At 63.5% G+C, this 19,974-nt stretch carries 16 protein-coding genes and 6 tRNA genes; 6 read left to right on the forward strand and 16 right to left on the reverse strand.

What is annotated here, in order from left to right; genetic code table 11:
* Positions 1-63 precede the first annotated feature (63 nt).
* The gene (locus ABW22_RS14150; protein ID WP_082708887.1) at positions 64-2,199 is read left to right on the forward strand and encodes a S8 family peptidase; all 2,136 of its coding nucleotides are present in this window, start codon (positions 64-66) and stop codon (positions 2,197-2,199) included.
* 546 nt (positions 2,200-2,745) lie between these two features.
* Here the strand turns inward: ABW22_RS14150 and ABW22_RS14155 are convergent.
* Together ABW22_RS14155 and ABW22_RS14160 are read right to left on the reverse strand one after the other, a co-directional pair.
* On the reverse strand, positions 2,746-5,373 hold the full coding sequence (locus ABW22_RS14155) for an ABC transporter permease (protein WP_237763359.1): 2,628 nt from the start codon (positions 5,371-5,373) through the stop codon (positions 2,746-2,748).
* 92 nt (positions 5,374-5,465) lie between these two features.
* On the reverse strand, positions 5,466-6,200 hold the full coding sequence (locus tag ABW22_RS14160) for an ABC transporter ATP-binding protein (protein WP_082708891.1): 735 nt from the start codon (positions 6,198-6,200) through the stop codon (positions 5,466-5,468).
* Positions 6,201-6,228: 28 nt separating this feature from the next.
* Here ABW22_RS14160 and ABW22_RS14165 point away from each other — a divergent pair, with 28 nt between their 5' ends.
* Positions 6,229-6,873: an arylesterase gene (locus ABW22_RS14165; RefSeq protein ID WP_059758124.1), complete on the forward strand. Its 645-nt coding sequence runs from the start codon at positions 6,229-6,231 to the stop codon at positions 6,871-6,873.
* Positions 6,870-7,253: a YchJ family protein gene (locus ABW22_RS14170; protein WP_059758126.1), complete on the forward strand. Its 384-nt coding sequence runs from the start codon at positions 6,870-6,872 to the stop codon at positions 7,251-7,253. The genes ABW22_RS14165 and ABW22_RS14170 overlap by 4 nt, the downstream gene beginning before the upstream one ends.
* Before the next feature lie 77 nt (positions 7,254-7,330).
* Here ABW22_RS14170 and ABW22_RS14175 read toward each other — a convergent pair.
* From ABW22_RS14175 to ABW22_RS14185, 3 genes are all read right to left on the reverse strand, one after another.
* Positions 7,331-7,406 (reverse strand) — tRNA-His (locus tag ABW22_RS14175).
* Positions 7,407-7,444: 38 nt separating this feature from the next.
* Positions 7,445-7,521: transfer RNA gene (locus tag ABW22_RS14180), tRNA-Arg, on the reverse strand.
* A gap of 44 nt (positions 7,522-7,565) precedes the next feature.
* Positions 7,566-7,642 (reverse strand) — tRNA-Pro (locus tag ABW22_RS14185).
* Positions 7,643-7,774: 132 nt separating this feature from the next.
* On the opposite strand from ABW22_RS14185, the gene folD reads away from it, so the two are divergent.
* Positions 7,775-8,629, forward strand: a complete 855-nt coding sequence (gene folD, locus ABW22_RS14190) for a bifunctional methylenetetrahydrofolate dehydrogenase/methenyltetrahydrofolate cyclohydrolase FolD (RefSeq protein WP_059758129.1) — start codon at positions 7,775-7,777, stop codon at positions 8,627-8,629.
* A 221-nt stretch (positions 8,630-8,850) separates the two neighbouring features.
* Here the strand turns inward: folD and ABW22_RS14195 are convergent, their stop codons facing one another.
* A complete protein-coding gene (locus ABW22_RS14195; protein WP_059758133.1) occupies positions 8,851-9,609 on the reverse strand; it encodes an HAD family hydrolase in 759 nt (252 codons plus the stop codon).
* An 81-nt stretch (positions 9,610-9,690) separates the two neighbouring features.
* Between ABW22_RS14195 and dksA the strand changes: the two genes are divergently transcribed.
* Both dksA and ABW22_RS14205 read left to right on the forward strand, forming a co-directional pair.
* Positions 9,691-10,110, forward strand: a complete 420-nt coding sequence (dksA, locus tag ABW22_RS14200) for an RNA polymerase-binding protein DksA (RefSeq protein ID WP_059758136.1) — start codon at positions 9,691-9,693, stop codon at positions 10,108-10,110.
* 71 nt (positions 10,111-10,181) lie between these two features.
* The gene (locus tag ABW22_RS14205; protein WP_059758611.1) at positions 10,182-10,625 is read left to right on the forward strand and encodes a hypothetical protein; all 444 of its coding nucleotides are present in this window, start codon (positions 10,182-10,184) and stop codon (positions 10,623-10,625) included.
* 85 nt (positions 10,626-10,710) lie between these two features.
* Here ABW22_RS14205 and pnp read toward each other — a convergent pair whose 3' ends face one another.
* The 10 genes from pnp to ABW22_RS14255 all read right to left on the reverse strand — a co-directional run bounded on the left by pnp (position 10,711) and on the right by ABW22_RS14255 (position 19,972).
* A complete protein-coding gene (pnp, locus tag ABW22_RS14210) occupies positions 10,711-12,840 on the reverse strand; it encodes a polyribonucleotide nucleotidyltransferase (protein ID WP_059758139.1) in 2,130 nt (709 codons plus the stop codon).
* A 140-nt stretch (positions 12,841-12,980) separates the two neighbouring features.
* Positions 12,981-13,250, reverse strand: a complete 270-nt coding sequence (gene rpsO / locus ABW22_RS14215) for a 30S ribosomal protein S15 (protein ID WP_059758141.1) — start codon at positions 13,248-13,250, stop codon at positions 12,981-12,983.
* A gap of 88 nt (positions 13,251-13,338) precedes the next feature.
* Complete coding sequence (gene truB, locus ABW22_RS14220) at positions 13,339-14,235, reverse strand: tRNA pseudouridine(55) synthase TruB (RefSeq protein ID WP_059758144.1); 897 nt, start codon at positions 14,233-14,235, stop codon at positions 13,339-13,341.
* Positions 14,232-14,606 (reverse strand): 30S ribosome-binding factor RbfA, encoded by a 375-nt coding sequence (rbfA, locus tag ABW22_RS14225; RefSeq protein ID WP_059758147.1) that lies wholly within the window; start codon positions 14,604-14,606, stop codon positions 14,232-14,234. The genes truB and rbfA overlap by 4 nt, the downstream gene beginning before the upstream one ends.
* Entirely contained in the window at positions 14,606-17,428 is a 2,823-nt protein-coding gene (infB, locus tag ABW22_RS14230) for a translation initiation factor IF-2 (protein ID WP_059758150.1), read from the reverse strand. The genes rbfA and infB overlap by 1 nt, the downstream gene beginning before the upstream one ends.
* A gap of 9 nt (positions 17,429-17,437) precedes the next feature.
* On the reverse strand, positions 17,438-18,916 hold the full coding sequence (gene nusA, locus ABW22_RS14235; RefSeq protein ID WP_059758615.1) for a transcription termination factor NusA: 1,479 nt from the start codon (positions 18,914-18,916) through the stop codon (positions 17,438-17,440).
* A 17-nt stretch (positions 18,917-18,933) separates the two neighbouring features.
* A complete protein-coding gene (gene rimP / locus ABW22_RS14240; RefSeq protein ID WP_082708893.1) occupies positions 18,934-19,362 on the reverse strand; it encodes a ribosome maturation factor RimP in 429 nt (142 codons plus the stop codon).
* A 117-nt stretch (positions 19,363-19,479) separates the two neighbouring features.
* A tRNA-Leu gene (locus ABW22_RS14245) sits at positions 19,480-19,566 on the reverse strand.
* A gap of 186 nt (positions 19,567-19,752) precedes the next feature.
* Positions 19,753-19,826 (reverse strand) — tRNA-Cys (locus ABW22_RS14250).
* Between the two features lie 70 nt (positions 19,827-19,896).
* Positions 19,897-19,972 (reverse strand) — tRNA-Gly (locus ABW22_RS14255).
* Positions 19,973-19,974: the final 2 nt, after the last annotated feature.

Below are 19,974 nucleotides of genomic sequence, written 5' to 3' on the forward strand. Positions count from 1 at the left end.
GGGGGGCTTTTTCTTTCTGTGGTAGTTTGCAGTCTTAATATCTGGTCGTTGTGTTTGCATTCCATGAGCCTGATTTTTATTAAGCGCAACAACCCGGATTGCCAGGCAACGGACCCTGGCCGTCAGACCTTATGGCTTGGCGCCACGGCCATCCTGCTCCTCGCCCTGACCGGCTGCGGTGGTGGGGGGGGTGGCGCCCCCGGCGCTCTAATTATCCCCGACAGAACACCCGTCAAGGTGGCGGTAATCGATCAAGGCTTTGACATCAACCATCCCGAAATCCGCGATGCAGTGGTGGGTGCGATCGCTTGCACCCGCGTCATGCCGAGTGGGGCGGCCTGCGACACCACCACCAGCATGTTGAACAATACAGGTGATCCACACGGCACTTACGTCGCGCAAATCATTGCGGGAAAGACGGTGGGCTATACCGAAGATGCCGCCCTGCTCTTGGGCAAGGCTACCGATCTCTACGTAAGTGAGATCGCGGCTGCGACCAACTGGGCACTGGATTCTGGGGCGCGCATCGTCAACTACAGCCTGTATCCGATGTTTGAAGTTGACCCCTATATGCGTACTGCCTACGACAACGCTGTCAACAAAGGCGCGGCACTCATTATGGCGGCAGGCAATAAAGCGATCAGCCTCTCGAACTATGCCTACAGCTACCCCTCGCTGTTCAGTAATGCCGACTACACAGGCATTTCGCTCCTGGCCGGTGCGGGACTCGCCTCGGGCGGCACCTATGTGCTCCAGAGTTTCTCCAATTACCCTGGCGCTGACACCACCATCCAGTCGCGTTTCCTGGTTGCGCTGACACCCGTCAATGTGATTGAAGCCGACGGATCAACAATCGCCACATTCAACGGCACATCCGCTTCGGCGCCCGTCATCAGTGCCGCCCTGACCAGCCTGCTGGCCCAGTGGCCACACCTCACGCCGCAACAAAGCACCGGCATCCTGCTGGACACGGCTGACCGTACATTTTCCGGTTATGACCCGTTCTATTTCGGCCAGGGCGTGCTCGACGCGGAGCGGGCATTGCAGCCTGTGGGCGTAACCGCACTGCCTACAGGCAATCAGGTTGGCGGTGCGTCATATTCCGTTGCCGGCACCCGGTTCGTACTGCCGGCGGCATTCGGTGACGCCGCGAGCAGCCTGTCGCTCGACGCGGCGATGTTCGACAGCTACGGCCGGGACTATTCGTTCAATCTGGCCAGCCAGCTGGGCCAGACCGACTTCTGGAAGACCGCCGGGCAGCACTGGATGGGGCTGCTCGCCGGCGACACCCGCGAACATCGGGACAGCGGGCTTTTCACCAAGACATCATTTGACCAGCAAGGCGGCTTGACACAGTCTTATGCGGACTTCACGCCCGGGGACGGACACCGCCTGAGCCTCATGCGTACCCGCGGGCGTTCACTGGAGAACGAGGCCGCGCCTGTACAAATGCTCTCGCTGACGGGCAACGGCGCGCTGGGCGCCTACGATTGGCTCGACCGCGTTGGCGTCGCCTGGCAGCTGAATGGCAAGGCGCGTCTGGATGCCCGCACAACGCGCGCCACCGCCCCATCGGGCGGCATCTCTTCGGATGCATCCGCCTGGCGGCATGAGACCCGCTTGAGTTTTGAGCCTGATGCATCCACAAGCATCAGTGTTGGCCTGGCGCTGACGCAGGAGTCAGGGGCCGCAATGGGGACTTCAGGCACGGGGGCATTCGCACTGAACCAGTCGTTCTCTCAGGCGACCACGTTCAGGCTGCGGCACGACCTGGGTCGGCGCTGGGCAGCCTTTGGATCGGCAGAAATCGGCACCATGAAAGTGGCGGGCGAAACACTGCTCACGGATATCAGCAATGTGATGACCAGTGAGTGGGCGGCTGGCATCGCGTGGCAGGGAGACGACCGCTCTTTTGGTCTGGCGCTCAGTCAGCCGCTTCGCGTAGATCATGCACGCGCCAGCTTTAACCTTCCGGTGGGGCGCTTGGCAGATGGTACGGTGCTGCGCCAGAGCCGGTCAGTCAGCCTGACGCCTACAGGGCAGCAGCTCAACCTGGAGTTGGCGTACCGGCAGCGCTGGGTCGGCGCAGGTGGCAGGCATTCTGCCCTGGGCCTGCATATGGTTTACGCACACGATGTGGGGCATGTCGCCGGCGCGCGCGCATTGACGCTCATGGGCAGTCACCGTTATCACTGGTGAGCGGTCAAATATCGCAAGGGAACAGCGGTGACTGCTGCGACCGGATGATTCCAGCGGCGGGCTGTTCGCCGGGCCACTTGGCGCCTTGATGATCGTTTTGTGACTACGTCAGCGCGAATCGCCATTCAACCCAAAAACCGCAGTTGACCGCTCATCACCTCAATGGAAGCCGCGTGAATGCTGAGTTTTCCGCCTTCGGATGTGGCGTCCTCGCGCAATATGGGATGTGGCGTCCTCGCGCAATATGGGATGTGGCGTCCTCGCGCAATATGTTCGCGTTCACCTTTTGGGTGACAGCGCTACGCACCCGCTGGCACGTCTGGTCGCGCGCCTGCCTTTGTACCCGCAAAGGGTAGGCCGGATTCGTAAAGCCGCTAAAGCGGCAACGACTCCGCTCTCGCGCCTCGTTGCAGGCCCCGGCCTGCCGCCTCGTTGCTTCGCCCTAAAGGACTCCGATCCACTATGGGCTGAAGCCCATGTGGAATCGTATGCGGCAGACACACGCCCAGACGCACCATCGGGCGCGTCCAACTGCGGTTTCCAGGTTCAATTCAGCGCGCGGATCGATTGCATTGGCGGCACGCGGGTGATGTGCCGCGTGGTGAGCCAGCCGCTCATGCCGACCAGCAGCGCCCCGCCCAGCGGCAGCACTAGCCACAGCCAGGGGTGCAGGCGCAGCGGCAGTTCGAACAGGCGGTCGGCGATCAGCGCCATGGCGATTTCGGCGCAGGCGCTGGCGAGCAGGCCGGCCAGCAATCCCAGTGCGATGAATTCGCTCCACAATCCCTTCGCCAGATACGCGCGCTGCGCGCCGAGGGTGCGCAGCAGCACGGCTTCCTGCTGGCGTGCGTCGAGGCTGGCCAAGAGGGTGGCGACGACCACGGCCATGCCGGCGGCGAGCAAAAAGCCCAGCAGCAGCTGGATGGCGCCGATGATCTGCGCGAACACGGCTTCGATGTTGGCGATGAGCTTGTCGAGCGCGAGCACGGTGATGCCGGGGAAGGTCCTGACGAAGCCGGGCAGCACGCCGGTGGCGTCCGGCGGCACGTAGACGCTGGCGATGGAACTGGCGGGCAGGGCGTCGAGCTGGCCGGGGGCGAAGATGACGAAGAAGTTGGGTTGCATCGAGTCCCACTTCACGCTGCGGATGCTGGTGATGCGCGCGGCGAGTGTCTGGTCGCCGACCTGGAAGCCGAGCTGGTCGCCGACGGCAAGATTCAGCCGTTCGGCCATGCCGGATTCGACCGAGATTTCTGCGGAAGGGTCGCTGCGCAGCAGCGGGGCACCCACCGGCGTGCCCTTTACGGGTGCTGCGGAAGGGTCGCTGCGCAGCAGCGGGGCACCCACCGGCGTGCCCTTTACGGGTGCTGCGGCGCGGCGCTCGCCGTGCCACTGCCCGGCCAGCACGGCATTGTTGGCGGGCAGGGTGGCGGTCCAGGTGAGGTTGAGCTCGCGCCGCAGGGTGTTGCTGTCGCGCGCGTCCTCGGGAAGCGTCTCGGCGATGGGCGCGCCGTTTTTGCTGACCAGGCGGCCGCGCACCATGGGGTAGAGCGCGGAGGCCTTGAGGCGATGCTGCGACAGGTAGGCGGCCACCGCTTCCTGCTGGTGCGGCGCGATGTTCACCAGGAAATAGTTGGGGGCTTCGGGCGGCAGCTGCTGTTGCCAGTCGGCGATGAGGTCGCTGCGCACCAGCGCCAGCAGGGCCACCAGGAACAGCGCCAGGGTGAAGGCGCCGAGCTGCAGGGTGCTGTCGAAACGGTGGCGCAACAGTTGCGCGAGACCGAAGCGCAGCGGGCCGTGAGACATGCGCTGCACGCCGCGGCCGGCCACCAGCGCCAGCCGCGCCAGCAGGATCAGCACCCCGACCAGAGCGGCCAGCGCGCCGACGAAGACGCCAACCAGCCTGGCGTCGCCCGCATACCAGGCGATCAGCCCCAGCAGCGCCGATCCGCTGACCGCCGCACTGATCCACGCGGCCACCGGCAGCGGCGGCAGGTCGCGCCGCAACACGCGCAGCGGCGGCACGTGGATCAGGCGCATCAGCGCCGGCAGGCTGGCGCCCGCCAGCGCCAGCAGGCCGCTGGCGACGGCGACACCCACCGGCGCCAGGCCAAGTGACGGCAGACGGGTGGCGGCGTCCGGCAGGATCAGCCCCGCCAGCGCCTGCTGCATCAGGGCGCCGACCGCTACGCCGGCGAGGCTGCCCAGCAGCCCCAGCGTCAGCAGCTGGACGGCATAGAGCGTGCGCAGCTGCGCGGTGGTGGCGCCGAAGCAGCGCAGCAGCGCGGCCTGGTCGTAATGGCGCAGCGCGTGGTGGTGGGCCGCGATGGCGATCGCGGCCACTGACAGCAAGAGACTGATCAATGCAGTGAGCTGGATGTAGCGGTCGGCATTGGCGAAGGCGCCGCGCAGGGTTTCGACGCCTTCGCGCGAACCGATGAGGCGCTGGGTGCTGTCGAGTGCGGGTTTCAGCGCCGCGCTGAAGGCGGCGAGTTGATCGGGCTCGCCGGCAAACTGATAGAGATAGGTGAGCCGGCTGCCGGGCTGCAGCACGCGGGTTTGTTCGACCTCGTCGGCGCGCATGAACACGCGCGGGGCGAGGCCGAACACGCCGCCGAGCTGGCCCGGTTCTTCGGCCACGATGCCGGCGATGCGGAATGTGGCCTCGCCGATCTGCACGCTGTCGCCCACGCTGGCGGACAGCAGCGGCAGCAGCGACGGCTCGACGTAAATCGCGTCCGGCGGCGGCTGCGCCGGACGCGCGACGCCAGGCTCAAAGGGGCGGTCGGCGATGCGCACTACGCCGCGCAACGGATAGGCGGCGTCGACCGCGCGCAGGGTGGCGAGCTGGAAGGCGTCGCCACGGCTGACCATGCTGGCGAATTCGAGCGCCCGACTGGTTGCAAGCGGGCTTGTCTTGAGCGCACTAGTTTCAACGGCGGGGGCAGGCCAGTCCTCGATCGGACGCGGGCTGGTGACCAGCAGATCGGCACCGAGAAAGCTGGCGCCCTGTTCGCTCATCGCGCGCTTGATGCGGTCGCCGAGAAAGCCGGTGGTGGACACGCTGCCGACGCCGATGATCAGCGCCAGCAGCAGTACGCGCCATTCGCCGCTGGCGCGTTCGCGCCGCAGCAGCCACAGGCCGAGCCGCAGCACCCGTAAAGGGTATGCCAAAGGTAGGCAATCCGCATCCAGCCTGCGGCTGGGCGGAATTGACACCGCCGGCGGGTACCCCGCTGCTGCGCAGCGACCCTTCCGCAGGAAAGTCATGCGAGTGCCGCCTCGCGCATCTGGCCGGCGACCAGATGCAGCCGGCGCTGGCAGCGCGCCGCCAGTGCCTCGTCGTGGGTGACCAGGATCAGGGTGGTGTGGGCGGAGGCGTTGAGCTCGAACAGGAGTTCGATGATGCGCGCGCCGGTGTCGGCATCGAGGTTGCCGGTGGGTTCGTCGGCGAACACGATTTCGGGATCGGTGGCGAAGGCACGCGCGAGGGCGACGCGCTGCTGTTCGCCGCCGGACAGCTGGCGTGGCGTGTGCGCGGCGCGCGCGGCGAGGCCGACGCGGTCGAGCCAATGGGCCGCGCGTTCGCGTGCGTCGGCGCGGCCGGCCAGTTCCAGCGGCAGCAGGATGTTTTCCAGCGCGCTAAGCGCGGGCAGCAGTTGGAACGACTGGAACACGAAACCGATGCGGCCGGCGCGCAGGCGGGCGCGGGCATCCTCGTCGAGATCGCCCAGACGCTGGCCGAGCAGCATGATTTCGCCCGCCGACGGCTGGTCGAGTCCCGCCAGCAGGCCCAGTAGGGTCGACTTGCCCGAGCCGGAAGCGCCTGTGATGGCGAGCGTTTCGCCGGCTTTGACCGTGAGTTCGACTTCGCTCAGGATGGCGAGCGTGCCGTCGGCGGTGGTCACGCGCTGCGACAGGGCGCGGGCGATGACGACGCCGTGCGATTGCAATGCGCTGATTGATTCTGCAGGGAACTGGGCGCTGTCTGGGGGCGTCATTAAGATAGGGTCAGATTAAGGTGAGTGAATGAATTATCGCGTATGGGTGCTGTTGTTGCTGGTGTGGCTGCCAGGCTGGGCGCTGGCCGGCTCGTGCACTGTGTTGATTGTCGGCGACAGCCTGAGTTCCGGCTACGGCCTTGCAGCGGGACAAAGCTGGGTGGATCTGCTCGACGCGCGCCTGAAAAAGGCCGCGCCGCTGCAAAAAAATCAGCAGTGGCGCGTGATCAACGCCAGCGTGAGCGGCGACACCACGCAGAACGGCCTGCAGCGCTTGAGGCCTGCGCTTGATCGACAGCAACCGCAAGGCGTGCTGATCGCGCTCGGCGGCAACGATGCCTTGCGCGGCACGCCGCCGGCGGTGATCCGGCAGAACTTGGTCACGATGATCCGTCAGGCCAAGGCGGCGGGGGCTTGGGTGATTTTGCTGGATGCGCCGGTGCTGCCCAATTACGGCAAGCCGTATGCCGACGCGGTGGCAAAGCTGTATGTCGACGTGGCGCGCGCTGAGAAAATCATTCGTGTGCCGTGTTTTGTCTGCGACGTGGGCATCGCGCCCGGCATGATGCAGGCCGACGGCATCCACCCGAACGAGAAGGCGCAGCCCCATATGCGCGATGCTGTGTGGCCGCACATCAAACTCCAACTGCGTTGTCCGGTGAAAAAGCCATGAGTGGCGCGCGTTGCCCGTGCGGATCGGGGCGTCTCTATGCGGTCTGCTGCGGACCGCTTCACGCCGGTGCGCCGGCGCCGGATGCCGAGAGCCTGATGCGCTCTCGCTACAGCGCCTATGTGATGGGGTTGGAGGATTACCTGCGGGCGACCTGGCACTCCGATACCCGCCCCGCTGCAATCGAACTCGAAACCACGCCACCCCCGCGCTGGCTGGGTCTGGCAGTGAAGGCGCATACTCCCTTGGACGACAGTCATGCCACGGTGGAATTCGTCGCGCGCTACAAGCTCAATGGACGCGCATTCAGGCTGCACGAAAGCAGCCGCTTCGAACGGGTGGACGGGCGCTGGCTGTATGTCGACGGCGAGATTCGCGACTGAAGTTAGACGTACATTATGGTGCGCGCACAATGAACAAAACCCGCTTGCGCGGGCTTTGTTCATTGCGTGCAAATAGATGGGGTGGACGATGGGGCTCGAACCCACGACAACAGGAATCACAATCCTGGACTCTACCAACTGAGCTACGTCCACCATTGATGTTGTTGGCAATACCAACAACGGAAAAAACCTGGTCTGCCCGACAGGAATCGAACCTGTAACCCCCAGCTTAGAAGGCTGGTGCTCTATCCAGTTGAGCTACGGGCAGAGACACACTTCTCGGGCGCTATTCTTACTTGGGACAATTGGGGGTGGTCGGGGTGAGGGGATTCGAACTCCTGACATCCTGCTCCCAAAGCAGGCGCGCTACCGGGCTGCGCTACACCCCGAAATCCTATTTATTCATTACAGCCGAATTCGGAGAAGCGAGACTATACATTGCCGAATTGGCCGGGTCAATTTTTGCTTGAGTCGGAGGAGGGGTTCCGGGAAAATCACTCTTTTGCTTCAGGGTTGCCTTGATGAGCGCACGAATTCTAGACGGCAAGGCCATGGCCGACACCATCCTCGCAGTGATCCACGACAAGGTGGCCGAACGCGAGGCGCAGGGCAAACGCCGGCCCGGCCTGGCGGTGATCCTGGTGGGCGACGATGCCGCCTCGGCGGTGTACGTGCGCAACAAGAAGCGCGCCTGCGAACGCGCCGCCGTCACCAGCGTCTCGCACGACCTGCCCAGCGCCACCATGCAGGGCGAGCTGCTGGCGCTGATCGACACGCTGAATGCCGACCCTGCCATCGACGGCATCCTGGTGCAGCTGCCGCTGCCCGCGCATATCGACACGGAGACGGTGATCGAGCGCATCCGCCCCGACAAGGACGTCGACGGTTTCCACCCCTACAACATCGGCCGCCTGGCGGTGAAGATGCCGACGCTGCGGCCGTCCACGCCACGCGGCATCATGACGCTCTTGCGCGCCACCAACGAGGAGCTGCGCGGCAAGAATGCGGTAATGGTCGGCGCGTCCAACATCGTCGGCCGGCCGATGAGCCTGGAACTGCTGCTGGCCGGCTGCACCATCACCGTGTGCCACAGCGCCACGCGCGATCTGGAAAGCTTCGTGCGTTCCGCCGAAATCCTGGTGGTGGGGGTGGGCAAGCCGCGCATGATTCCGGGTGACTGGGTGCGCGAGGGCGCGATCGTGATCGACGTCGGCATCAACCGCCTCCCCGACGGCAAGCTGGTTGGCGACGTCGATTTCGACGCTGCTGCGGAGCGCGCCAGCTGGATCACCCCGGTGCCCGGCGGGGTGGGGCCGATGACCGTGGCGACCCTGCTGGAAAATACGCTCGAAGCCGCGCTGATGCACAATCCTTAGGGAAACACTGATTAATTCGATATAACCGTCATTGCGAGCGAAGCGCGGCAATCCAGCGCATTGATTAAGCAGGCATTTCTGGATTGCCGCGTCGCTTCGCTCCTCGCAAAGACGGATTAATCAGCGTCTCCTTAGGGGTCAGGGGTCAGGGGTCAGGCTCGTAGGGTGCGCCGCGCGCACCCTACTGAACAGCCTCGCGTGTCCTAAATGCACAACCCGGGTTAAATCTGGTGCAGCGCCCGTAGATAGGCCACATCGACGAAGGGCTGGCCGAGATCGGGGCCGGCCAGCACCCGGTTGGGTACGCCAGATTCACCGAGATCGGACAGCACGACCGCTGCGCCGGTGAAGTCGTGGTCCAGCGTGTAGTCGTTGACCGTCACCAGCGTTTTCAGGCCGGCGCCCAGGCTCGCGCGCAGGCCGTTCTCCGAATCCTCGAACGCCAGGCAGTCGGCGGGTTGCAGTTCCATTTTTTCCAGTGTGAAATGGTAGATGTCGGGCGCGGGTTTCTTGACTGGCACGATGTCGCCTGCCGCGATGACTTCGAACCATTCCTGGGTGCCTGAGCCGAGGCTGTGTTCCAGCAGCACGGTGACGTTCTCCGGGGTGGTGGTGGTGGCGATCGCCAGCCGCAGTCCGGCGGCGCGTGCCTCGACCAGCAGCCGCTTGACCCCGGGGCGCATGGGGATGCCGCCGCGCGCGGCGAGCGTCGCGTAGTGCCGGGTCTTGGCCTGGTGGAGATCCGCCACCAGTTCGTCGAAATGGGCCGGTTTTCTATAGTCCGGCCGATAGTGGTCGATATAGTGCTTGATCCGTTCCTTGCCGCCGGTCACGGCAAGCAGTTTGCCATAGAGGGTGACGTCCCAGTGCCAATCGAGACCGGCGTCGGCAAAGGCTTGATTGAAAGCGGGCCGGTGGCCGTCGCGCTCGGTGTCGGCCAGGGTGCCGTCAACGTCGAAGAGTAGGGCGTGTAGTGTCATGTGGGTTGCGATAGTTAAGCGATTCTGATATTAAGTCAGGTTGGGCCAGGCCCGGATTACACTAACTTCAAAGAGAACAAGATGGCTGAAACTTTGATGCGCTTTGAGCCTTACAAGGCAAAAAAAGGCGAAGAATACATGAATGCAAAACAGCTCGGGCATTTTCGAAAAATGCTCGAAGCCTGGAAAGCCGAGTTGTCTCAGGACATCGACAGCACCCGGCATTCCATGCAGGACGAGCAGACGGTGTTTGCCGACCCCAATGACCGCGCCACCCAGGAGTCGGACATGGCACTCGAGCTGCGCAACCGCGATCGCGAGCGCAAGCTGATCAAGAAAATCGGCGAGACCATCGCCAAGATCGACGGCGGCGATTACGGCTATTGCGAAGCGTGCGGTATCGAAATCGGGTTGGATCGCCTGCAGGCGCGTCCGACTGCAACACTGTGCATCGACTGCAAGACGCTCGAGGAAATCCGCGAACGTCAGGTCGCCAAATGAACATGGCACGTCAGGTCTTCAAATAAGCCAGCCCAGTCAGCTTGCCCATTCAGCCCACCCGCAAAGCGCACATGACCGACACCAGCGAATTTGACCGTAGTTTCAATGGATTGCTTTACAGCGTGATGCGCTGGGATCAGCTGACGGCATTCTGGCAAAAGGTCGATGCCGGGGCAGGCTGGTATCTCTATGCGGTCGGTCAGCAGGTGCCGCAAGAATCTTCTGCTGCCGACAAGGTGCAACAGTTCACGCGCGAACTGGATGAACTGCTGCGGCGTGAGCATCATGAGGATTACTGCGCGATTGTTTACGCCGACAACCTCGATGCGCCCAGCTTCATCAAGATCTACGACCCCAATCATCTCGGCAGTTCGTGCGGTTCAAGTTCGGCGAAGTCGTCGGTGTTGCCGGGTTGGGTGATGAGCCAAACGCCACCGTGTGAGCTCGAAATTGGCGGCGTGGTGACCGGCCAGCGCAAGCGCTGGTGGCAGGCGTTTCTGGGTGAAACGACCTGATTTCAGAGCCGGCTGGGCAAATAAAAAACGCGCCGTGTGGCGCGTTTTTTATTTGAAGCCGCCGCGCCGGACGGCGCGGCGTTGCTTAGCTGGCCTCTTCTTCGTCGCCGGGGATAACGGGAGCGGGCGCAGGCGCTTCCAGCAGGGCCTTCATCGACAACCGCAGGCGGCCTTTCTCGTCGGCTTCCAGAATCATCACCTTCACGACCTGGCCTTCTTTCAGGTAGTCGCCGATGGCGTTGACGCGCTCATGGGCGATTTGCGAGATGTGCAGCAGGCCGTCGCGGCCCGGCAGCACGTTGATGATCGCGCCGAAGTCCAGCAGCTTGATGACCGGGCCTTCGTAGACCTTGCCAACTTCGACTTCGGCGGTAATTTCCTCGATGCGCTTCTTGGCGAGTTCGCCGGCTTCCATGCTGGTGCAGGCGATTTTCACGCTGCCGTCTTCCTGAATGTCGATCTGGGTGCCGGTTTCCTCGGTCAGCGCGCGGATGACAGCGCCGCCCTTGCCGATGACGTCGCGGATTTTTTCCGGGTTGATCTTCATCGCGATGATGCGTGGCGCATAGGCTGACATTTCATGGCTGTCGGAGACCGACGCCTTCATGATGCCGAGGATGTGCAGGCGGCCTTCCTTGGCCTGCGTCAACGCGGCATGCATGATTTCCTGGGTGATGCCGTTGATCTTGATGTCCATCTGCAGCGCGGTCACACCCTTTTCGGTGCCCGCCACCTTGAAGTCCATGTCGCCCAGGTGATCCTCGTCGCCGAGGATGTCGGTCAGCACGGCGAAGCGGTTGCCTTCCTTGATCAGGCCCATGGCGATGCCGGCGACGTGCGCTTTCAGCGGCGCGCCGGCGTCCATCAGCGACAGGCAGCCGCCGCACACCGATGCCATCGACGACGAGCCGTTGGATTCGGTGACTTCGGAGACCACGCGCATGGTGTAGCCGAACTCTTCCTTGGAGGGCAGCACCGCCAGCAGCGCGCGCTTGGCCAGTCGCCCGTGGCCGACTTCGCGGCGCTTGGGCGCGCCGATGCGGCCGGTTTCGCCGGTGGCGTAGGGCGGCATGTTGTATTGCAGCATGAAGCGGTCGGAGTAGGTGCCTTCGAGCGCGTCGATGGTCTGCTCGTCGCGTCCGGTGCCGAGCGTGGTGACCACCAGCGCCTGGGTTTCGCCGCGGGTGAACAGGGCGGAGCCGTGGGCACGCGGCAGTACGCCGGTACGGATGGTGATCGGGCGCACGGTGCGGGTGTCGCGGCCGTCGATGCGCGGCTGGCCGGACAGGATGCGGTTACGCACCACGCTGGCTTCCACGCGGTGGAAGGCGTCCTTGACGTGGTTCTGCGCAACCGTGTCCATGTCGGCACGGATGAGCTCGGCGAAGGCCTTGCTGCGGACTTCGTCGATGGCGGTCATGCGCGCCTGTTTCTGCTTGATGTTGTAGGCCTGCTGCAGGCCATCCTCGGCAATGGCTTTGAGGCGTTCCACCATCGCGGTGTCTTCGGCGACCGGCTGCCAGTCCCAGGCGTCGGCGCCGGCTTCGTCGGTCAGTTCGTTGATGGCGTTGATCGCGGCCTGCAGCTGCTGGTGGCCGAACATGACCGCGCCCAGCATGATGTCTTCGGGCAGTTCCATCGCTTCGGATTCGACCATCAGTACGGCGGCTTCAGTGCCGGCGACGACCAGATTCAGTGCCGAATCTTTCAGCTCGGAGTTGGCCGGGTTCAGCACGTATTCGCCGTTGATGAAACCGACGCGCGCCGCGCCCACCGGGCCGTCGAACGGCAGGCCGGACAGCGACAGCGCGGCCGAGGCGCCAATCAGCGCGGGGATGTCGGCGCTGATTTCGGGGTTGGACGACATCACCGTGGCGATGATCTGCACTTCGTTGAAGAAGCCTTCGGGGAAGAGCGGGCGGATGGGACGGTCGATCAGGCGGCAAATCAGCGTTTCGCCTTCTGACATCCGGCTTTCGCGCTTGAGGAAGCCGCCGGGGATGCGTCCGGCAGCGTAGGTTTTTTCCTGGTAATCGACGGTCAGCGGGAAGAAATCCTGACCGGGCTTGACTTCGTTCTTGGCGACCACGGTGACCAGCACCACGGTGTCGTCCATGTTGACGATGACAGCGCCGGAGGCCTGGCGGGCGATTTCGCCGGTTTCAAGTGTGACCAGATGGCGGCCATAGGTAAACGTTTTCTTGATAGCGCTCATACGAGTTCCTTTCAAAAGCAAAAACGCCCCGCATGGGCGGGGCGTGAAAAATTCAGGGGACGACACGCCCCATCCACAGTTCCGATACAGCCAGTGCCGATACAGCCGGGTGCTGGGTCATCACAGGGGTCTTGCCGGACTTACTTGCGCAGACCGAGGCGTTCGATCAGGGTCTTGTAGCCTTGGAGGTGGGTGCGCTTCAGGTAGTCCAGCAGCTTGCGGCGGCGGCTCACCATCTTCAGCAGACCACGACGCGAGTGGTGATCCTTCATGTTGGCCTTGAAGTGGCCGGTCAGGTCGTTGATGCGGGCCGTCAGCAGGGCAACCTGCACTTCGGGCGAGCCGGTGTCGGCGGCGGCGCGTTGGTAATTCTGGACGATTTCAGCTTTTTGAGCGACGGTAACAGCCATGGTGTACTCCTTCTAAATCGCGTGGCCTGCGGCTGAGCGGGACACGTTCTGGGAAACCGGCGATTTTACGCCGAATGGGGGGGGTAACTCAAGCTTGTTGGGTGGCAATCAGGCGGCGCGGAAGCAGCTGGCCGGCATCGGCATCGGCCAGACCGATGAAAACATGGGCGGCGGTGTAAATGCGTGTCAGCCCTTGAAGTTCGGTCAGGTGCGGCACGCTGCGGCCCTGGCACAGGGCCGCAGCGTCGGCGTCGTCAAGCTGGATGGCGGGCAGATGGGCTACGAGGCAGTCTGCGGGCAGCAGCAGGGCGTGGCGCTGGCTGGCCTCGAGCGCTTCAAGGACGGTGAGCGTGTGCGCCTGGCCCAGTGTGAACCCGCCAGCCGTCGTGCGCGTCAGCGCGGTGAGGTGGGCGCCGCAGCCGAGCACGGCGCCGATGTCCTGCGCCAGGGTGCGGATGTAGGTGCCGGCGCTGCATTGCACGTCGAGCACCACGCGGGGCGGATCGCATTCGATGAGCTCAAGTGCGCGGATCGTCACCTTGCGCGGCGGGCGGTCGATTTCGATGCCGGCGCGGGCGTATTCGTAGAGTGGGCGTCCCTGGTGCTTGAGCGCCGAATGCATGGGCGGGATCTGCTCGATTTCGCCTGTGAAGCGGGGCAGCACGGCGCTGATGTCGGCACGGCTGACAGTGACCTCGCGGGTGCTGAGAACCTCGCCTTCCGGGTCGCCCGTGGTCGTGGTGACGCCGAGTTGCAGTACGGCACGATAGTGCTTGTCGGCCTCGAGCAGGTAGGCGGAAAACTTGGTGGCCTCGCCGAAGCACAAGGGCAGCAGGCCGTCGGCGAAAGGGTCGAGGGTGCCGGTGTGGCCTGCCTTTTTAGCATTGAGCAGCCACTTGGCTTTTTGCAGCGCGGCGTTGGAGGTGATGCCGACCGGCTTGTTCAGCAGCAGCACGCCATCGATCGGCTGGCGGGGAGGCTTCACTCGTCTTTGGGGTGTTTGGCGTCTTCGGCGACGGCCGCTTCGATCAGCTGGCTGAGCTCAATACCGCGTTCAACCGAGCGGTCGTAGACGAAGCTGAGTTTGGGCACTACGCGCAGCTGCATGCGGCGCGACAATTGCGTACGCAGAAAGCCGCTGGCACGTTGCAGGCCCAGCAGACAGGCGGAATGCTCGGCTTCGCCACCCAGCGTGGTGAAGTAGACCTTGGCAAACTCCATGTCGCGGTTGACCTCCACCTCCGTGATGGTCAGCATGCCGACGCGCGGATCCTTCACTTCCTGCCGGATCAACTCCGGCAGTTCGCGCTGAATCTGGTCGGCGACCCGACGGGCGCGTGGGAAATCCTTTGGCATTACAGGCTACGCGCGAATTCCACGACCTCAAACACTTCGAGCAAATCACCTTCCTGGATGTCGTTGAAGTTCTTGATGGAGAGGCCGCACTCGAAGTTGGCCTTGACTTCCTTGACGTCATCCTTGAAGCGCTTGAGTGAATCGAGCTCGCCCTCGTGGACCACCACGTTGTTGCGCAGGATGCGCACGCCGGCGTTGCGTTTGATCATGCCATCGGTCACGTAGCAGCCGGCAATGGTGCCGACCTTGGAGACGTGGAAGACCTGGCGGACTTCCACGCTGCCGATGACGCTTTCCCGCTTTTCGGGCGCCAGCATGCCGGACAGCGCGGCCTTCACCTCATCTACCGCTTCGTAAATGATGTTGTAGTAGCGGATATCCACGCCGCTGGATTCGGCCAGCTTGCGGGCGGCCGCATCGGCACGTACGTTGAAGCCGATCAGCACGGCCTTGGAGGCGAGTGCCAGGTTGACGTCGGATTCGGTGATTGCACCCACTGCACTGTGGATGATGTTGACCTTGACCTCGTCGGTCGACAGCTTGGCCAGCGCGTGCGCCAGGCCTTCGTAAGAGCCCTGCATGTCGGCTTTGAGGATGATGGGCAGTTGCTGGACTTCGCCCGCACCCATCTGCCCGAACATCGATTCCAGCTTGGCAGCCTGCTTTTTGGCGAGTTGCACGTCGCGGAACTTGCCCTGACGGAACAGCGCGATTTCGCGCGCCTTGCGCTCGTCGGGCAGCACCATCATGTCCTCGCCGGCACGCGGCACGTCGGACAGACCCTGGATTTCGACCGGGATCGAGGGGCCGGCTTCGTTCACGACCTTGCCCGACTCGTCGAGCATGGCGCGCACGCGGCCGAAGGCCTGGCCGGCCAGCACCATGTCGCCGCGGCGCAGGGTGCCGGATTGCACCAGCAGCGTGGTGACCGGGCCCTTGCCCTTGTCCAGTCGCGCTTCGATGACGAGGCCTTTTGCCGGCCCTTCGGCAGCCGCCTGCAGTTCCAGCACTTCGGCTTGCAACAGGATGGCATCGAGCAGGCCGTCGATGTTGGTATTGGCCTTGGCCGACACTTCGACGAACTGGGTGTCACCCCCCCATTCTTCGGGAGTGACGCCCTGTGCAACGAGTTCCTGACGGATGCGCTCGGGGCTGGCATCGGGCTTGTCGACCTTGTTGACGGCCACCACCAGCGGCACACCTGCTGCCTTGGCATGGTGGATGGCTTCGATGGTTTGCGGCATGACGCCGTCGTCCGCCGCCACCACCAGTACCACGATGTCAGTTGCTTTGGCGCCGCGCGCCCGCATCGCGGTAAACGCTTCGTGGCCCGGGGTGTCGAGGAAAGTGATGACGCCTTTTTCGGTTTCGACGTGATAGGCGCCGATGTGCTGGGTGATGCCGCCGGCTTCGCCGCTGGCCACCCGGGTGCGCCGGATGGTGTCGAGCAGCGAGGTCTTGCCGTGGTCGACGTGGCCCATCACCGTGACCACAGGCGGGCGGGCGCGCACGACCATTTCGCCGGTAAAGCCGGTATCGATGAGGAAGGCTTCAGGCGTATCGAGCGCGGCAGGCTTGCCGATGTGGCCCATTTCCTCAACCAGGATGATCGCAGTTTCCTGGTCGAGCACCTGGTTGATGGTCACCATGCTGCCCAGTTTCATCAATGCCTTGATGACCTCGGCCGCCTTCACCGACATCTTGTGGGCAAGCTCAGCCACGGTGATGGTTTCGGGCACCAGCACCTCGCGCACGATCGGCTCGGTCGGCGCCACAAAGGTGGTTTCCTCATGGCCGGATCTGGATTTGCCCTTACGGCCACGCCAGCCGGCGTCGGGCGCAGCGCCGCCGCGGGTCTTGAGTCCGCCCTTGCGCTTTGCCGCATCGTCTTTCCAGGTGCCGCCCGCTTTCTTGTCCGGGCCTTTGGCGCCTTTGGCGGCAGCCGGCTTGTCGGGCTTGTGCAGGGTTTTGGCGGTGGGTGCAACCGGCGCGGGCGGTGCAGCGGCTTTTTCCGCTGCCGCAATCTTGGCGGCTTCGCGTGCGGCTTCGGCCTGCTTGCGCAAGGCCTCGCGCTCGGTGCGGGCGCGGGCATCCGAGGCCTGGCGTTCCTGCAGCGCCAAGTGGCGGCGTGTTTCTTCTGCGCGCACCTTGACTTCAGCTTCGTTCAGGATCGAGGCTTTTTTGATGCGGGTGGTTTTCTTGACCACCGGGGCGGGTTCCACTGCGGACTCCGCAGCCACCTCGGGCGGCACGGGGGTAGCTTCAGCGGCTGCGACGGGTTCCACAACCGCAGGCTCGGCAGCGACAGGCTCAATCGCGGCAGGTTCGGCGACGACCGGTTCGGCCACTGCAGGCTTGGCCTTGGCCTTAGCCGGTTTAGCCGCTACCGGCTCGACGATGGGCGCTTCAACCTTGGCTTCAACCGGAGCTTCGACCACTGCCGGAGCCTGCTCCTCGGCCAACGGAGCGGGTTCGACTTCTGGCACGGGCTCTGCCACGGGCGGGGCTTCGGCCGCCAGCGCAGCGGCATCGCGCTTGACGTAGGTGCGTGACTTGCGCACTTCCACCTGAATGGTGCGCGACTTGCCGGTGCTGTCGGTCTTGCGGATCTCGCCGGTCTGCTTGCGCGTGATGGTGATCTTGGTCTTGCCGGTTTCAGCGCCGCCGCCGTGCATCTTGCGCAGATAGTCGAGCAAATGCGCCTTGTCCGCTTCGGTGACGGAATCGACGACATCATTCTTGCTGACGCCCGCCGCTTTCAGCTGTTCAAGCAACAGCTGGGGCGGCAGTTTCAGTTCTTGGGCGAATTGTTCAACGTTCATGCAGTCCTCTTAGCCTTGGGCGAACCAGGGCGCGCGTGCGGCCATGATCAATTGTTTGGCGCGTTCGGCATCCATGGCGGATATTTCAGTCAGTTCATCGACTGCCAGTTCCGCCAGGTCCTCGGTGGTGTGGATGCCTTTGCTGGCAAGCGTGCGTGCGGTTTCTGCGTCCATGCCTTCGAGCGACAGCAGGTCGCCGGCGGAGGCCTCGACCTGTTCTTCGCCGACGATGGCTGCGGTCAGCAATGCGTTACGGGCACGGTTGCGCAATTCGTTGACCAGGTCTTCGTCGAACGCCTCGATCTCGAGCATTTCGTTCAACGGGACGTAGGCGACTTCTTCCAGCGTGGAGAAGCCTTCGTCGACCAGAATCTGGGCGACTTCCGCGTCCACGTCGAGATTCTCGACGAAGAGCGCGAGGGTCTTGCCGCTTTCGCTCGACTGCCTCTCTTCTGCCGCTTCGCGCGACATGATGTTGAGTTCCCAGCCGGTCAGCTCGGACGCCAGTCGCACGTTTTGGCCGCCGCGGCCGATGGCCATGGCCAACTGTTCCTCGTCCACCACCACGTCCATGCTGTGCTTGTCTTCGTCCACCACGATGGAGCTGACTTCGGCGGGCGCCAGCGCATTGATGACGTACTGCGCGGGGTCGGCCGACCAGTGGATGATGTCGACGCGCTCGCCTGCCAGCTCGTTGGTCACCGAGGTGACGCGCGAACCGCGCATGCCGATGCAGGTGCCGATCGGATCGATGCGCGGATCGTGCGACACTACCGCAATCTTGGCGCGCAGGCCGGGGTCGCGGGCGGCTGCCTTGACTTCAAGCAGGCCTTCCTCGATTTCCGGCACTTCGAGCTCGAACAGTTTCATGATGAATTCGGGTGCGGTGCGCGACAGCACCACCTGCGGGCCGCGGGCGCCGCGGTCGATGCGCAGCAGGTAGGCGCGGACGCGGTCGCCGACGCGCAGGTTTTCGCGCGGGATCATCTGGTCGCGGTGCAGGAAGCCTTCGATGCGGCCCGATTCGATGACGGCGTTGCCGCGGTCGATGCGTTTGACCACGCCGTTGACAAGGTGTTCCTTGCGGTCGAGGAAGTCGCTGATGATCTGCTCGCGCTCGGCGTCGCGGATCTTTTGCAGGATGACCTGCTTGGCCGCCTGCGCGCCGATGCGGCCGAACTCGATATTTTCCAGCGGCTCTTCGATGTAGTCGCCGATTTCGATGTCGGGGTGCTTGTCCTGGGCGTCGATCAGCAGGATCTGGTGACCCTCGGATTCGAGGTCGGCCTCGGACACGACCTGCCAGCGGCGGAAGGATTCGTATTCGCCGGTTTCGCGGTCGATCGACACGCGCACGTCGGCCTCTTCCTTGAAGCGTTTTTTGGTGGCGGAGGCGAGCGCCTGCTCGAGTGCTTCGAACACCACCTCTTGGCCCACGTTCTTTTCGCGCGCCAGCGCATCGGCCAGCATTAACAATTCACGACTCATCATTCCCTCCAGCTTGCCTAAACCTTGGGGTTCAGGCGGGCAGCGTCCACATTCCTTAAATCGACCGACACTTCCGTGCCATCGACGATCAATTTCACCACGTTTTCTTCCAGACCGACCAGCTGACCGCCGAGGCGTCGTCGGTTGTCCATCGGCACCCGCAGCTTGAGCATGACCTGCTCGCCGGCGAAGCGCACATAGTCCTGCGGCCTGACCAGCGGCCGGTCGATGCCGGGCGAGGACACTTCCAGCCTGTCGTAGTCGATGTTCTCGACGGCAAACAGGTGGCTCAGGTGATTGCTCACCTTGGCGCAGTCTTCAATCGTGATGCCGCCCGGCTTGTCGATGAAAATCCGCAACAGCCCGCGCCCGGCGCGCTCCAGCGTCACCAGCTCGTAGCCGAGTTCGGTGAGTACAGGCTCCAGGCGGGCGGGTAAATCCATCATCGAAAATCCATCGTTGTGTCGCGGCGCAACACAAATAAAAAATGGGCAAACTGCCCATTGTGTTAGTAATCAAGCGCCGGAATTATACCACTCGGGCCGACGGACTGAAAGATAAGATGGTGCCCGGAACCGGAATCGAACCGGTACGCCATCGCTGGCGAGGGATTTTAAGTCCCTTGTGTCTACCAATTTCACCATCCGGGCGAAGCGGACAGCTAGCCCGGATGTTTCATGAATTCACGCGCCCGCGCTGGTTTTTTGCCTGACATGAAAGATTTGCTCGGTCGGTCGTATGAATAACTACGATGCTCCTTCCCAAAACTTCCCTGTCAATCAAAATCCTGCGCGATCATCACGCGAATTCATGAAACATCCGGGCTGACCCGAATCTGGAGGCGCGAGCCGGAGTCGAACCGACCTACACGGATTTGCAATCCGGTGCATAACCGCTTTGCTATCGCGCCATTGCGGTAAACCACTGTAAACGAAAAGGGGAAAACATCCGGTCTAAACCATCTGTTTTCCCCAGAATGCTGGAGCGGGAAAGGAGGCTCGAACTCCCGACCTCAACCTTGGCAAGGTTGCGCTCTACCAGCTGAGCTATTCCCGCGT

The sequence above is a fragment of the Thiobacillus denitrificans genome (genome assembly GCF_001530125.1).
Classification (GTDB): Bacteria; Pseudomonadota; Gammaproteobacteria; order Burkholderiales; family Thiobacillaceae; genus Thiobacillus; species Thiobacillus denitrificans_C.